At 58.5% G+C, this 13559-nt stretch carries 14 protein-coding genes; 9 read left to right on the plus strand and 5 right to left on the minus strand.

Going from position 1 to position 13559, the window contains the following annotated elements; genetic code table 11:
* Positions 1 to 1038 carry a porin gene (locus U5768_RS03915; RefSeq protein WP_415913845.1) on the plus strand — a complete coding sequence of 346 codons (1038 nt, stop codon included), beginning with the start codon at positions 1 to 3 and terminating at the stop codon, positions 1036 to 1038.
* Between the two features lie 37 nt (positions 1039 to 1075).
* Here the strand turns inward: U5768_RS03915 and U5768_RS03920 are convergent, their stop codons facing one another.
* A complete protein-coding gene (locus U5768_RS03920; protein ID WP_322029080.1) occupies positions 1076 to 1504 on the minus strand; it encodes a hypothetical protein in 429 nt (142 codons plus the stop codon).
* Positions 1505 to 1623: 119 nt separating this feature from the next.
* Positions 1624 to 1953: a helix-turn-helix transcriptional regulator gene (locus U5768_RS03925; protein WP_321939757.1), complete on the minus strand. Its 330-nt coding sequence runs from the start codon at positions 1951 to 1953 to the stop codon at positions 1624 to 1626.
* Positions 1954 to 2198: 245 nt separating this feature from the next.
* Here U5768_RS03925 and U5768_RS03930 point away from each other — a divergent pair, with 245 nt between their 5' ends.
* The 5 genes from U5768_RS03930 to U5768_RS03950 are packed head-to-tail and all read left to right on the plus strand — an operon-like array spanning position 2199 to position 5095.
* Positions 2199 to 2462, plus strand: coding sequence for a hypothetical protein (locus U5768_RS03930; RefSeq protein WP_322029081.1), 264 nt, complete (start codon positions 2199 to 2201; stop codon positions 2460 to 2462).
* A 5-nt stretch (positions 2463 to 2467) separates the two neighbouring features.
* Positions 2468 to 2755 (plus strand): hypothetical protein, encoded by a 288-nt coding sequence (locus tag U5768_RS03935; RefSeq protein WP_322029082.1) that lies wholly within the window; start codon positions 2468 to 2470, stop codon positions 2753 to 2755.
* Positions 2755 to 4626: a replication endonuclease gene (locus U5768_RS03940; RefSeq protein ID WP_322029083.1), complete on the plus strand. Its 1872-nt coding sequence runs from the start codon at positions 2755 to 2757 to the stop codon at positions 4624 to 4626. Before U5768_RS03935 ends, U5768_RS03940 begins: the two co-directional genes overlap by 1 nt.
* Positions 4623 to 4886 carry an ogr/Delta-like zinc finger family protein gene (locus U5768_RS03945; protein ID WP_322029084.1) on the plus strand — a complete coding sequence of 88 codons (264 nt, stop codon included), beginning with the start codon at positions 4623 to 4625 and terminating at the stop codon, positions 4884 to 4886. Before U5768_RS03940 ends, U5768_RS03945 begins: the two co-directional genes overlap by 4 nt.
* On the plus strand, positions 4883 to 5095 hold the full coding sequence (locus tag U5768_RS03950) for an ogr/Delta-like zinc finger family protein (protein WP_321939766.1): 213 nt from the start codon (positions 4883 to 4885) through the stop codon (positions 5093 to 5095). The genes U5768_RS03945 and U5768_RS03950 overlap by 4 nt, the downstream gene beginning before the upstream one ends.
* Before the next feature lie 136 nt (positions 5096 to 5231).
* Here U5768_RS03950 and U5768_RS03955 read toward each other — a convergent pair whose 3' ends face one another.
* Positions 5232 to 6245, minus strand: a complete 1014-nt coding sequence (locus U5768_RS03955; RefSeq protein ID WP_322029085.1) for a hypothetical protein — start codon at positions 6243 to 6245, stop codon at positions 5232 to 5234.
* A gap of 1037 nt (positions 6246 to 7282) precedes the next feature.
* On the opposite strand from U5768_RS03955, the gene U5768_RS03960 reads away from it, so the two are divergent.
* Entirely contained in the window at positions 7283 to 8578 is a 1296-nt protein-coding gene (locus U5768_RS03960) for an ATP-binding protein (protein WP_321939771.1), read from the plus strand.
* Between the two features lie 2 nt (positions 8579 to 8580).
* The gene (locus tag U5768_RS03965; RefSeq protein WP_322029086.1) at positions 8581 to 9339 is read left to right on the plus strand and encodes an RloB family protein; all 759 of its coding nucleotides are present in this window, start codon (positions 8581 to 8583) and stop codon (positions 9337 to 9339) included.
* A gap of 163 nt (positions 9340 to 9502) precedes the next feature.
* Here the strand turns inward: U5768_RS03965 and U5768_RS03970 are convergent, their stop codons facing one another.
* On the minus strand, positions 9503 to 10570 hold the full coding sequence (locus U5768_RS03970) for a phage portal protein (protein ID WP_322029087.1): 1068 nt from the start codon (positions 10568 to 10570) through the stop codon (positions 9503 to 9505).
* Positions 10567 to 12330, minus strand: a complete 1764-nt coding sequence (locus U5768_RS03975) for a terminase ATPase subunit family protein (protein ID WP_322029088.1) — start codon at positions 12328 to 12330, stop codon at positions 10567 to 10569. Before U5768_RS03975 ends, U5768_RS03970 begins: the two co-directional genes overlap by 4 nt.
* Before the next feature lie 153 nt (positions 12331 to 12483).
* Here U5768_RS03975 and U5768_RS03980 point away from each other — a divergent pair, with 153 nt between their 5' ends.
* The gene (locus U5768_RS03980; RefSeq protein ID WP_322029089.1) at positions 12484 to 13542 is read left to right on the plus strand and encodes a GPO family capsid scaffolding protein; all 1059 of its coding nucleotides are present in this window, start codon (positions 12484 to 12486) and stop codon (positions 13540 to 13542) included.
* Positions 13543 to 13559 lie beyond the last annotated feature (17 nt).

Below are 13559 nucleotides of genomic sequence, written 5' to 3' on the forward strand. Positions count from 1 at the left end.
ATGAATCGAACATTGCGCGCGGCGCGCGTCTGGACGATGTTGTCCGCGGCAACCTTCGCCACATTGCACACGACAGGCGCACACGCGCAAAGCTCGGTCACGCTGTACGGCGCGCTCGATACGAGCCTGGAGGTGACGAACCCGGGCGCGGGCTGGGTCGCGCGCATGGACTCGGGCGCGTATCGCGGCTCGCGCTTCGGCGTGCGCGGCGTGGAAGACATAGGCGGCGGCATCAAGATCCTGTTCGAACTGGAAAACGGCTTCGGCTCCAGCGACGGCACTTTCGCCGTGGCCAACACGATCTTCAATCGCCAGGCGTGGATAGGCGTCGGCACCCAGTGGGGCACGGTGCGCGTGGGGCGCCAGTATTCGCCGATCTACATTCCGTTCAAGGGACAACTCGACGCGTTCGGCGCCGGCACCATCGCCTCGGGCCTGAATAATCTTTCCAAGATCACGCCGTACGAAAGCAACGCGATTACGTATCTTTCGCCCGATATCTACGGCTTTTCGACCACGCTGATGGCCTCGCTGCGCGACGCATCGACGGGCAGTAACGGACTCGCCGGCAATATCGAAACCGTCGAGTGGCGGCACGGGCCGTTTCGCATTTCGTATGCGCACCAGCAGCAAACCGGCGATGGGGCGCTCCGCGCGAACCTGGGCGGCATGTCGTACGTCCTCGGGCCGGTGACGGGCTTTCTAGCGTACTTCAACGGCGATGGCGGTACCCCGCGCAACCACAACAATGGCATCTCGGTTTCGGCGCGCTACGCGATTACCTCGCGATTTCGCGCTTCGCTCGGCTATGCGTGGGTGCACGACCTCTCGGGCGCGGACAACGACGCGGACCAGTTCAGCGCCGCGTGCGAATATGACCTCTCGAAGCGCGTGCTGCTCTACGCGAGCGCAGGGTGGCTGCGCAATCGCAACGATGCAACCTTCACGCTGCGCGGCGTGAACGTCACTGGCCTGCCGCCGTCGTGGCCGGGTGCGCCGGTGCGCGGCGTGCAGTTTGGCATGATCGACCGTTTTTGATGGGCTGCCGCGCGTGGAAGTACTGTCGTCGCGTTGCCTAGTCGAAGGCCGTGCAGAGGCGCTCGATCGGGACAGCGACCAGTATGCAGATCGAAAAAGCGAGTCCAAAGGTGAAGGCGACAGACGTGGTGGCACCGCACCACGCGATGAAGCGCCGTGCGTCGCGCTTTTCCTTTGCGACGTAGGCAATTTTGCGCCAGGCGCGGCCGGCGGCATAGGTGATGGGGAGCGCGAGCACGAGCGCGCAGATCGAGGCGACGCCGAGAATCCACTGCGTGCCGTGCCAGCCGGGCATCGGATCCTTGGCGACGGCGTCGGCGCAGGCGGTGGAGACGAGCACGACGCCCAGCGCCAGATGCAGCAGCCAGATAAGCGGAACCGCGCACAGGCCGAGCCAGCCGGCGAGGCGCTGGGCGCGGGTCGGCCCGGGATTAGGGGCGGCGCTGGATGGGTGGGCCGACATCATTGATGTTGCTCCTGGGCGGGACGCTATGGGGGTGGTGTCGCAGGAGGTGTGCCTGGGGCATAATGGTATTTTACATAACATAAAAACTAGTCGTTGCAGAGGCTAACTTTTAGCTGGCGTTACACCTGTGGGAGCCAAGTCCCACAAGCGTTAGCGGGTAGCGCCAGCAGCCGAAAACCCTTGGAAAAAATTTCCAAGGCGTGCAACCAAACGCCACGCGTTTCGGCATCTTTCGCGCTCTCGACCCTTGCGGACGCAATCACTTCCAGCGGATCAATCCCAAGAATCTCGGCTACTCGGATCGCCGTCTTTTCGTCAAAAACTGACTGCTGGTTGCGGTACTTGCTCACCGCGCCGCGCGTCACGTTCAGCGCCTTCGCAGCAGCGTAATCGGAGGGCAGGTCGAGGCGGATCTTCACCGCGTCGAGCCATTCGACTGTCGTTTTCATAGACAACCCCTTGTAAATCAAAGTGAATCAACCCGGCGTCAAAGGTACTGCGACGCTTCATTCAATGCAACAGTCTCTAGTAATGAGACGTATCAGCCATTGACACGTTTCCGTGACTGATACTATCCTTCGCCTGTCGCCTCGGCTACTGGTCCTCAACCCCGCCAGTGCTGGATTTGCTACCCGGCCGCCGGGGCGATGTTTCTCAAAAACATTGCTCTCGGGGTTGACAAGGGGAAAGCAAAATGCAAGCTTCACGGCAACAACTCGTTACAAATATCTCCAATTTGCAACGGCTCGCGACCCTCGAAAAGGGCGCGATCATCTATTTCGGCACCCGGTCCGCATCTGGTGATCAGGCCGAATCGCACCGCAAACCCTCCCTCAAAACCGTCTCGCCAATACATTCCTCGGCGCTCGGCGGCTACACCATCGAAGGCCCGTTCTATCGTCGTCAGTCGCGCCTCGTTCGCGCGCTTGACCGCTTCTTTTATTGGCTCGGCGCGTGACTGATATGCGCACGTCCACCGCTTTCGGGGAAATTGGATATCGCGTGGAGGATGGCGATATTGGCTATGCGGGCGATACGCACCTGTCGTTCCAGCCGCAGGCGGCGCCGAGCGTCGCGCATATCCGCGCAACGGAGCGCGGCGACGCGGAGCTGACCCGCATCAAATCCATTCTCACCACCACCGCGAAGACAACGCACAGCGCGCGGCAAAGCACGACCCCGCGCCGCTTGAACGTGACGCCTGACGCGTATTGGGCTGCAATCTCCCGAGCGGTGCGGGGCTTCGCGTAATGCTCGGCGCTAACGACGTATGGGCCGCTGGGCTCGTCGCGCCGTTCCCGCGTCGCTGGCAGGCCAACATGATGCGTGAATGGGATCGCCGCCGCGCATCCTTCAACCCGAAGAAGGTCACGGGACAGAACGACGCGCAGCGCGCGGCCAACGTTGCATTGCGTGACGCGGTTGCGGCGCTCGCCGGCCATGCCGTTAGCAATGAGCTGCCGCTCGATGCGCTCGACCACGACGTTGTCACGTATGCGCGCGAGTGCGCAGAACAGGCGCGCGTGCGTATGCTCTCGCTCGAAGCGTGGCAGGAAGCAGGGCGATGCGCCGCGCGAGCCGCGGGCATTTCGGCGCTTGAGCTGGCACCTCTCGAAGTCCTCGAAGCGCGCGCGTTGCTCGCCGACTTCTGCGTATCGCGCGGCGTGATGCCCGCCACTGGCCGCATTACGGACGACGGCGCAGTGCGCCGGATGATCGCGCCAAAGTGGTGGACGATGCGTATGCGCCGCGCACACGCGCGCGCGGTTGAGGCGGCCGCCATCGATTTCGGGCTGGTCAATCGCACGCGCGACGTCTACGTGTCGAATGAAGGGCTCGCAGCACGCGAAGCGCAGAACGCGCGCAACGCTGCGATGCTCGAAACGACGATTGCGCACAACCTCGACACCGACCAGGAATTCACGCTAGCCGAGCTGTCGGCAAAGGGGCCGGCCAACAAGGCGATTCGTCGCGCCGAACTCATGACGCGCATCGCCGGTTTCGAGCGCATTGCCATAGCCTCGGCGCATGCGGGCCTGTTCCTCACGATCACCTGCCCGTCGAAAATGCACGCCTTCAAGATGGTCGGCACGCGTGCGATCCGAAACACGCGCTACGACGGTACAAAGCCCGATGAGGCTCAGGGCTATCTACGTGGCGTATGGGCGCGTATCCGCGCCGCGCTCGCGCGGCACGGCATCACGTTGTACGGTTTCCGTATTGCTGAGCCCCAGCACGACGGAACGCCTCACTGGCATCTGCTCGTTTTCTACCCGCCGCAGCACGACAAGACCGTCGAAGCGGTCGTGCGCCGTTACGCGCTCGAAATGGATGGCGATGAAGCAGGCGCGCAGGAGAAGCGCTGCGACTTCAAGCGCATGGACGCCGCACTCGGCACGGCTGCTGCCTATATCGCGAAGTACGTCGCGAAGAACATCGACGGCTACAAGCTTGACAAGGACCTGATCGGAAACGACGCGCTCGAAACGTCTGCACGCGTTGAGGCGTGGGCGTCGCGTTGGCGCATTCGGCAGTTCCAGCAGATCGGCGGGCCGCCGGTGACGGTATGGCGTGAGCTGCGACGCGTCGAATCTGTTCCGGCCGATGCGCCTGACCATGTCCGCGCGGCGCATAACGCCGTGAACCGCGTCGCCAAGCTCGAAGGGCGCGACAACGCGTCTGTCGCATGGGATCACTACGTGAACGCGCAGGGCGGCGTGCATTGCGGGCGCGACTATCGCGTGCGCCTTGCAACGTTCCGCGATGGCTCGCGCACGGCTTACGGCGAGGAATCTGCAGCGAAGCCTGTCGGCGTTGAGTACTTCGAAGCTGCCAAGGTGCGCGACGCGATCGGCAACTGGGTCGATGTGATGCCGCGCACGGTCACGGTTGACTCGAAGCGCTACCAGTGGGAAGTCTCGCGCGCGGTAACGCGTGCGAGTGGTTTTGGTTTGGAGCGCGCGCAGCGCGCGCCTCGGACCTGTGTGAATAACTGTACGCGACCGGCCGCAGAGCTCGCATTTGAACACCACGCGGCCGCGCCGATCGATGCAGATTTCGACGGCGCAGCCCTGAATTTCGCCGGGGGCGGCGCTATTCGTACTGACCGGAGACGGGAATGACGACCATGAAAATCGATTGTCCTTGCTGCGATGGCGAAATCGACGCGCGGCACACGGAGCGCCTGTCCGGCACGATGCGCCGCATGTATTTTGTCTGCGACGAATGCGGCTATCGCACGCCGGCCGGTTTTGAAATCCTGTTCTCGCTGTCGGCGTCAGCGAAGCCGCGCGCCGACATTGCGCTCGAAGTACGGCCATCACCAATGCTGCGCGGCGGCGTCAATGCGCGCACGACCGTGGCGCTCGCGAGGGTGGTATGAGGTTCACCATCAAATGCCCGCACTGCGGCGCGCGCGGCATCGCTAGGTCGATCGAAAAGGAATCGCCCGTGTCGTGGCTGCTTGACTTCCAGTGCGATGACGTGACGTGCGGTCACACATATCGGACCAGACTTGAAATGTACCCGCCCGAAATTCCTATACCGCACCGGGAGCGACGCACAACACGAGAACTTGAGCTCGATATATAGACGGACAGGGCGGCTGCTAAGGCAGCATGTGGCCGACGTAGAGCGCGCCCGAAAAGGTTACGTCAGTTGCGATTGCCGGGCGGGTAGCGCTCACATGAGCAAACAGAAGTTTGGCGTCTGCCTACCTTCCTCCGGACTAAAGAGCGCATTTTTTGGGTGGATCGAATTTAATCACGCCGACCTTTTTGCTTGCCAAAATGTAATTTTCGTCTCCAAGCGACGCATATCGATAGCTCGAATCACTCTTGCACTCAGTTCCGGGATACATGTCGAATTCATATATTGATTTTCCAATTGTCGAATTGATTCCCTTCGCATTCCGGCTAGCCATGTTGAAAAAAAACTTTGGCACCACAAGGGCAACTGATAAATAAAAAATAATCTGAAAAATGAATGTCGACGTAACATAACGGCGCTTCGTCTCATTGACTTGAAAACCAAGCAACCACTTCATTAGTTGCGGGGTTTTTTGGATAAATTGCAAAACATAAATTAAAATTGGAAATAATAATACAAAGACCGGAATATAGATTGCGCCGGCAAAAACAAATAAAAAAGGTATTGCGGCGATTGCCAAGAATGAAAGTGTATGTGGGAACGTCAATGGTGGAACATGAGTCAAATCACCAATAACCCTCCCAGCCAAAGCGAAAGCGAAATTTGACCCAGCGGCAAATCCGACGGCCAATAGAGCTTTCCCAACTAACGTCGTTGAAAGGCGAACGTAGATTCGAATAATATCGAAAGCAACAACGCCAAGACAGTATATGAAAAATAGCGCCAAAAGCGGAATAAAAGCCTGCTGCACATCTATTGCGTACACGTAACCCAGAAAGGGTGTGATTGCGATGATATTAAAATATAACTGCTGTTGGCGTTCAAGTCCCTCATAAAAATTGAGCGCTCGATACTTGAATATAACAAATAAAAATTTCAATGACCCGCTGCGAACAATCAAGGCAAGGGGAATGCCCAGCGCAAGAGTCACGACCGCATTAACGACAAAAAAATGGTGCAACCCGGCAGGAACGGTAAAAGATATTGCCCAAAGAAATAAAAACACGAATAAACTTCTGAGCAGCAAGCCGCCAAGGAATTTCTTTGAATACTTCGATTTTAGGTTTTCAAGTGAATTTTCAACTGAGACCATCCTCCAATCCATCGGCAAATCTCCGCTAAATATAAAAAAGGGGTTACGCTGAGTCTTATCGGCAAGAAATCCAAAAAACTTGAAAGAACTCGATGCACTGCGAGAATGTGATATCAAGCATGTGCTTTGCATTAGCCTTTGCCAGCGTCGCGCCTGCCCACGATGCTGTCGATCACGGCTTGCTGGCGCGGCGTGGGCTTGTGCGTGAGGCAGGGCTCGGCGTCAAGCTCTCGTTCGAAGCAACTCCAGACAGTGTGGAAGGCACGACGCCGGAGCCGCGAGAGCCGAGCAGACTGCGAATCTGGTGCGCGCGCATGATGGTCGCGCGCAGCCGGTGAATCTTCCATCGCAACTCCAGCACAAGCGGCTGCGGGCATTCCTCCCAGATTTCGACAGGGCGGGTGGCCGTGAGCGGCGGGCGGTGCGGCATGTCATCAACTCGGACTAAATACTGTACGAATATACAGTATAACCAGACGCGGGCGCACGGAATCGGCGGCGGTGAATGCGCCGGCAGACGTCATGCGTTCAGCGAGTTCGGGGGGGAGCGGCGTGGAATGGCTAGCTGGCCGCCCCGAGGGGCAGTAGCGGCGCCGGGGGCGGGGCACGCGCAGCGGCAATGCAGAACCGAAAAACGCGGTCCCCCTCCCCGCCTGCGCGCTTTTAAAAGGGATCGTTTTGACGCAGAAGGCGCGCGGCCAGTAAGTCTCGCCACTGCTACAGCACGACCGGTTCCTCACGCGTCGAAGTTGACGCACGTAAACGCAAGAAAACAGCACTTTGACGCAATGTTTGCACCCCATGTCGCCTGAGGCGTCGAGCTTTTGAAACGTGCAGAAGCCCCGACTGTCGCCGGACCACACCCATCGCGTCAGGACGGGAAGGCAGACTTCCACATTCCCCCAAAGCCCGACTTAGACCGGCTGGTAGCGCTGGGCCTCACACGAATTTTGTCTTTTCGGGAGGCCTTTGACGTAAAGTTGTTGACGTTTTTGCGGAAAACATCCGAAAATCCCCAAAGTTTTCGGAGATATGCCATGTTGCTACGTTTCAGCGCTCAGAACCATCGATCCATAAAGGAAGTGCAAGAGATTTCTTGGATTGCGGCCACTCACCTGAGGGACGAGCTTCCTCATCCAGTCACCGGCCGACTTCAAAAGGAACCATCAACCGGCGTTCTGCCAATCCTCGTCCTATATGGGGCCAATGCCGCAGGGAAGAGCAACATGCTGGATGCACTTGTGACGTTTGCCCAGGGCGTTGAAGAGGCCGATGGCGATTGGACCGGTGCAAAGCAGATCATCTACGAACCGTTTGCGTTGGATGAAGAGTCCAAGCTGCAACCCACGACGCTTGAGGCTGACGTTGAGATTGAGGGCGTAAGGTATACGTATGGCTTCTCGTTCAACGCCGGCGGCATTGTCAGAGAATGGCTTTACTCCTACCCGAAGAAGGCCCGTAATATTTTATTTCAAAGAGATTTTCTCAGTGAATCGCCACACGCATACTTTGGCCCATCGCTCAAAAATGTCGACAAGACGTTGAGGCAGATGGGTGAGATAAGCACGTCCCTGTTACTTACACGGGCTCGTGAATTAGATCATTCTCAGCTAACCCCGATAGCCAAGTTCTTTAATGAACTAATAGGCCGCGTGAGAATGACGGAGGCGGCAGAAGAGTCTATAGCAAAAAGACTGCTTGAGTTTCCGGGCAAGAAACGTTTGCTGCAATTCTTATCAAACATTGATGCGGGCATTGTTGATTATGAGGTCGAGCAAACTGATACGTCGGTAAGTCGCCGTGAGATGTTCGCAAAAATGTCTGCGTTCATGCGAGAAACATTCCAGGTTGAACTGCCGTCCGAGATGAGTCAGGAGAAAGAGCACCGTCTATATTTCACGCACCGTGGTGCCGATGGAAAAACATATAAGTTGCGCTACGGAGTCGAAAGTTCAGGCACCAAGCAGCTCGTAAATTTGCTTCTGCCCATGACTGTAACCTTGGTGTTGGGAGGCGTGCTCATCATTGATGAGATCGCGACAAATTTGCATACGAAATTGGGGGAAAAAATCATTCAACATTTTACCGATCCAAAGTTGAACCCTAAGCACGCACAGCTGGTTTTTTCAACGCACGATACAAATCTGCTATCTAGCGATCTGCTTCGAAGAGATGAAGTTTGGTTTTCTGAAAAGAACGACGTTGGGGAAACATGTTGCTATCCTCTAACCGATTTCAGTGCCAGGAAAAAGGAAAACATAGAGAAAGGTTATCTCGAAGGACGATACGGGGCTATTCCTTTTTTTGGTCGTGATTTGACGCTGGTGAGCTGACCATGGCGCGCGCACCGAAACCATTCGGCCAGGATAAACCGCTCGAGCGGCGAGGGCCGCGTAGAGAACGGAAAATTGGAATTTTCGTTTACTGCGAGGGGGAGGTAACTGAGCGGTTTTATATTGAAGATTATTTTTCGAAAATCGCCAAGAACTCCGGGGTAGTGCTGCTTGACATCGCGGATGGCGCGGGGTCGCCAGACACAATCGTGAAAGCGTGTCTGGCGCATGAAGCTGAGGACGACGACACGATCGTCTGGGCGGTTTTTGACGTAGACGAGCACAAGGACTTGGATGCCGCGCTGGCAAGGGCGCGCGAAAATTCTATTCCTGTCTCTTTGTCCGATCCGTGTTTTGAATTATGGGGCCTGTTGCATGCTGACTGTTGTGATAAACCGATGTCACGAAAGGAAGCGCAAAGGGCGCTCGCGAAAGTGATGCCTGGTTTTCATCACGATAAAAACCCTCGCTTTGACTGGACTTGGTGTGTCGATAAAATTCCAGCCGCAATGAAAAATGCTGAGAGCGGCCTCCATAATCGCCTGAAGGAAAGATCGATCGCTCCAGTGGCGAACCCGTCATCAAATTTTCATTATCTTCTCCTGTTCGCCGTCCAGCCCGACGAAGAGCATCGTAAGCTGATACTGGAAGCAGCTCGGAATGTATGCAGCCCACCGACCAAAAAGCCAGCCGCCGTATTCCCAGCGGTCGGCAAAGGCCCAGCGTCTCTGACCAAGAAAAAGCGGGGCACGAAACATTGATCCCATGCAACGGCGGCTCTTAAGCGTCAACCCGAGTTCGTTTGGCGAATAAAACTTGACCTCTGGGAGCCGCTGATTCACAGGCACGAGATCGAAGGCGGCGGGATTCCAACTCCCGCCACACCACTCGCGGAAGAGTTCCTCAGGCGCCAGATCCACAGTCTCACGAATTCCCTTTCCCGGGAGAAGGATCGACGAGATCGATGGTGTACGGCGCGAACCTTACGATATCGTCGCCCGCCCACTCGTTGAAAGCAAGAAATTGCGTCTGCAACGGCGCGATTTCATTGCGTCCGAACACCTTCGCAGCCGTATCGGCCGCTCCGAATCCGCCCGTATTGCTCGGCACAATGCCGAGCAGTTGCGGTGGTACACGATGTGCCGCGAGCAGGTCGTCACGCGTGATGTTCTTGATGTTGAAAAACTCGTCTTTCGCGGCAACCTCCGACACCGGGATCAGCTGAATCCCGTCTTTCTTGCCTTGTGGCGCGTAGTAGAACAGGTTTCGGAAATTGCCTGGGCCCTTCGCGCTTTTCAGCGCTGAGCGCAGTTCGTCGATATCCTCCTGCTTCTGCGCCGGGTCGGTCACGTACAGGATGAACCCCGCGTGACTGCCGTTCTCGTAATAGCGCCGCCGAAAGAGCGTCGACGATTCATTGAGCCATGCCGCGTGCAGGGCGCCCAGGTACTCCGGCAGGCCGTACACCTCCTGATTGATGTCCGGTTCAATCAGGTGATGAACCGAGCCCGCCTCGAACTCGTGAACGGCTTTCCATCCGTCTGTCTGGACATAGCTCTGCAGGTCGACACGCCGGCGCACGTATTTCGACGGCGGCGCCGAGAACTGCAGTGTTCCGCCGAGCCGGCTTTTTTCCCGGTTCAGATATCCATTGCCGAACATCAGGAAATCGAGCGCCCAGCGCCTGAAGGTATCGCGCGAGAGCAGTTTGTGAGGGATGAACGTCGACGCGAGCACGTTGCGCTTGAAGTAAAGCGCCGATGCGTGATGCGTGCCAGCGCGAAACGACTTCGCGAGCCCCGACCAGCTGACCGGCGGCTCATACCATCCGTTGATCTGCACCAGCTCGGCATAGTCCAGCAGCTCGGCACGGTTGAGCACGGGCATGGGATCGCCGAACGTGAATGCTGTTGCCGGCGCGGGGCGCGATGCGACCGCAGCGGCTGGCGTGGTTTCGCGCGCGAGCTGCGCGCGCCTGTGTCTTGCCTTCATGCGGATATCTCCATAAAGCCGGAATTGCGAGCCGCCATGCCTTCCAGCGGCTCGTTTGAAATTGCGTGCAGGGTGGCCCAGGCGAGGTCAGCGTGTCCGGTTTCCTCGTTGCGGCCAGCCTCATAGGTGACTTGCCGGCCGCTTGCCGTCACGGTCTTTTTGATCGCCATGAAAGCGGCCGCGAGGTCTGTCCAGCCGGCATCGAACTGCAGGCGCGCATTGCCGACGACAGAGAGCCCCTTGAGCACGAGACGGCCCTTTACTTCGGGCGAGTAGTTGAACGCCACCACAGCCGGATAAAACTGCTTCGCAAGCTGATAGACGCCTTGACCTATGCCGGTCGTGTCGATCGCCATGTACGTGACGTGGTAGCGCTGCGTGATCTGCCGGATGGATTCGGCCTGTGCCTCGAAATCCATGCCGCGGAATTGATGCTTTTCGAGCACGCGCAGCGGGCCGCCCTCGACCACGGGCGGCGCGACGACAACACAGCCGGCCGAATCACCGGAAAGGGCAGGGTCATAGCCGACCCATACGGGCCGATGGCCGAACGGGCGCAGCGTGAGCGGTTCGAAATCGGTCCATTCCTCCCACGAGTCGACCATGCAGCGCTGCAGGTTCGCCAGCGTGAATATCGACGCGGTGTCGTCGATAAACTGGCACATGAGCAGGTTGGCGTATTCTTCGGCGCTGTATTCGAGCTTCAGCTCGGCGAGGTCGAACAGCGTGCAGCCGAGCCGCGCAGCATCCTCGACCGTGACGATCTGCCGCCATTGCCTGTCTTCGCAAAGGCGGCCGCGCGCGAGCGCCTGGTGCGTGACATCAAAGCGAATGTGATCGGCCTTCGCACGGCCACGATTGATATGCTCGCCGCTCCAGAACTTGTACGCCTCGTGCCCGATGCTCGAAGGCGTCGAAAAGTATGTCTTGCGCCAATGCTTGTGCATTGCCATGCCTGACGCGACTTTGTTGAGCGCCGTGAATTTCGGCACCCAGAAATATTCATCGAAATAGAAGTTGCCGTGATAGCTCTGTGCGGTTCGCGCGTTCGTGCCGAGAAAGTAAAGGATCGACTCGTTAGGCAGCACGATCGGGTCGCCGCTCAGGTCGACATCGGCCGCCTCGCGCGCAAACTGCGTGATGTACTGCTTGAATACGTGCGCCTGCGCCTTGCTCGCGGACAGAAAAATCTGGTTCCGTCCCGTGTTGAGCGCATCGACAAGTGCCTCGCGTGCGAAATACCACGTCGCGCCGATCTGCCGCGATTTGAGAATGTTGCGCGTGCGCTGATCGCCGTTTCGATACCAGACCTTTTGATAGTCGAAAAGCGAATCACGAAACGCCTCGTTGATCTTTTCGATCTGCGCTTCGCTGAACGCATTGCGGCTTCCCTTTTTCGGCCCCTCATTGCGCGCCGCGATGTTCGGGTTTAGATCCGATTCCTTCCCGGTCTCCCCGTATTTCCTCACCCGTGCAATGCGTTCGAGCTGCCGCATGAGCAGGTCGATTTCCTTGTAATCGCCCGGGTCCTTCTTTTCCTTCGAGATGAGCGCGTTGACGCGCATTTCGGTCGTCAGCTCGATCGTGTCGATCGGTGCGGCCTTGTCCCAGCCGTCGCGCTGCTTCCATGTTTCGACGGTCGATCGCTTCAGCTCCAGATGACGGGCGATCGACGACACGCGCCAGCCCTGCCAGTAGAGGGCGCGTGCGGCCTTCTTCGGGTCCGCGGCCGGAGTCGTGATGTCGGTAGTTTCGAGCATGGCAGAAGCGTACCGGCCCGTCGCACGCGCGCGCAGAACCGCGATTTGTGCCCGGCCGCATCACGTTCGGACGTCGTTGTGAGTACAACCTCCGCACGGCACCATACATAAAAGAGGACGCAACCCAAACATTCACCTGTCGGAGTACATACGATGTTCAAACGCAAGTTGTCGCTCGTGGCTCTCGCCGTTGGTTCGATGGCCTCGCTCATTGCGCTCGACACTCACGCCGCGACAACGGCGATCGGCGCAGGCCTGCAACACGGCGACATGCTCGCCGGCCTCGGCACCGCAGGCGCCGCGATCGGCCTCGGCATCGGCTCGACCTCGAACGCGGACGGCAACCACGCCAGCACGTCGAAATGGTTCCGCGTGGCCGTCGAAGGCGCGACGACGGACGGCCGCAACATTGAACGCGAATGGATTCAGCAGATGGCCGCGCAGTACAACACGGCTCTCTATGGCGCACGCGTGAACTGCGAGCACATTCGCGGCTATGCGCCGCTGTCCGATACGAACCCGTTTGGCGCGTACGGCGACGTGTCCGCGCTCAAGGCCGAACCGGTCGACGATGGCCCGCTCAAGGGCAAGCTCGCGCTGTACGCACAGATCACGCCGACGCAGGCGCTGCTCGATCTGCAGAAGTCGCGCCAGAAGCTGTACACGTCGATCGAAATCAACTTTTCGTTTGCCGACACGAAGCAGGCCTATCTCATCGGCCTCGCTGTGACCGACAGCCCCGCGAGCCTCGGCACCGAAATGCTCGCATTCGCCGCCGGCCAGGGCGATAACAGCCCGCTCAAGGCGCGCAAGCAGGCACCCGAAAACCTGTTTTCGGCCGCCGAAGAAACCGTGATCGAGTTCGAGCCCGCGACGCAAACGCCGGCGGGCGCCGTTGCCGGTCTGTTTCATCGCGTGGGCGAAATGCTCGGCTTCGTGAAAGAGAAGGGCGCCACCGACGACAAGCGCTTTAAGGACATCACGCAGGCCGTCGAACTGCTCGCGACGTTTTCGCAGGAACAGGCGAAAACCGTGCAGACGTACGCCGCGAAGCTCGACGAGCTGCGCGCCGAGCTGGACACCGAAAAGGCCGCGCACGCCGACACGTCGAAAAAGCTCGACGAGCTGACTGCAGCGCTTTCGACGCAACCGGCCGGACAGCAACGGCCGCCGGCAACCGGCGCGAATGGCGTCCAGAAAACGGATTGCTGATCGCACGCACCCCAAGG

The organism is Paraburkholderia sp. J76 (assembly GCF_905220295.1).
Classification (GTDB): Bacteria; Pseudomonadota; Gammaproteobacteria; order Burkholderiales; family Burkholderiaceae; genus Paraburkholderia.